This is a genomic window from Leisingera sp. F5 (genome assembly GCF_001593695.1).
On sequence record NZ_LUKH01001121.1, the window covers coordinates 1 to 1,261 of the forward strand.

At 59.4% G+C, this 1,261-nt stretch carries 2 protein-coding genes; one reads left to right on the forward strand and one right to left on the reverse strand.

What is annotated here, in order from left to right:
- Positions 1-787: trimethylamine methyltransferase family protein (locus A2I95_RS39405; RefSeq protein ID WP_291737799.1), on the reverse strand; the 787-nt coding region annotated here is incomplete at its 3' end.
- Between the two features lie 187 nt (positions 788-974).
- Between A2I95_RS39405 and A2I95_RS39410 the strand changes: the two genes are divergently transcribed.
- Positions 975-1,261: FAD-binding oxidoreductase (locus A2I95_RS39410; protein ID WP_291737800.1), on the forward strand; the 287-nt coding region annotated here is incomplete at its 3' end.

Genomic DNA, 1,261 nt, shown 5'->3' on the forward strand with positions numbered 1-1,261 from the left:
CAGTTATGCAGGACATTGGAATGTTGTGCCTGATGCATTCATAGACAACGTCCACTGCATCCTCACCATAACGCATTGGAGAGATGACCGGGCTGATATGCGCCTTGACGAAGGGGCGTTTGGAGAACTCCCCCGGACCGCCTGCAGCGATATCCAGCATCTCCACAATCGGCGCCACATGCTCAGCCAGCGTAAACGACGTCGCCACTGGTTTGGTGGTGTTCTTCAGCAGCGCATAGACCGTGTTCACGTCCAGATCGTAGTTGTCCGGCACATCTGTCGCCACGCAGCAGCGGGTGAACCAGCTGACATTGGCCAGAGTGTCCTGCAGCCGGGTAAAGTCATGCAGGTCAGTCAGCGTCGAAGGCCGGTACACCCCGCTTTCCATATCCAGCGTCTGCACAGCCGCGCCGCCGGTGCCGAAATGCACCGCATTGCCGCCCACCGTGATTGAGCGGCTGTCATCGCGTCCGTGCAGAACAAACGTCTTGGCAGCCTGGTCAATCGCCTGTTCCACCAGTTGCGGCGGAAACACTACCCGCCCGGCACCGTTGTCCTGCGCCCCTGCCGCCAGCAGATCGGCGTGCAGCTGGGACGGAACTTCCCCCATGCCAAGCTTGGCCAGCAATTCCAGTGATGTGGAGTAAACCCGCTCCAGTTCCTCAGGGGTCAGCGGCTTATAGTCTCCGCCGATCTGGCCCGGCGGACAGGGATCCACGGCAGGCTTTGCCGCCCTCTGCGCCAAACGCTCCCGGCGCCCGCCCCGTTTGGCTCGCTGCTCTGCCATTATTGTGACCTCCTGAGGTAAATCTTACCCCAATGTTCCCGCCGCAGCCGCCGGCTGGCAATCACAGGAGCAGAACTACCAGCTTATTCAACAAAGTTTTCGAATTTTTGATAATTACACTCCCCTGTATTGCAGCCTGCGCTGACCGGGCGCTTAGTCATGCAAAATCCATCGGGAGGTCCCTTTCATGAAATCGCGCACCAAGGTTGTGGTGATCGGAGGCGGCATCGCCGGCTGCTCCACCCTCTACCACCTCACTCAGGAAGGCTGGAGCGACGTCGTTCTTGTCGAACGCAACGAACTGACCAGCGGCACCACCTGGCATTCAGCGGCGCAGGTCACGAATTTCGGCATGAACCAGACCATGGTCGGCCTCAAGACCCACTCGATCAACCTGTACAAAGAGCTGGCTGAGGACCCGGATTACCCGATCAACTACCACCACGGCGACGGCGGTATCCGCCTGGCCAATAC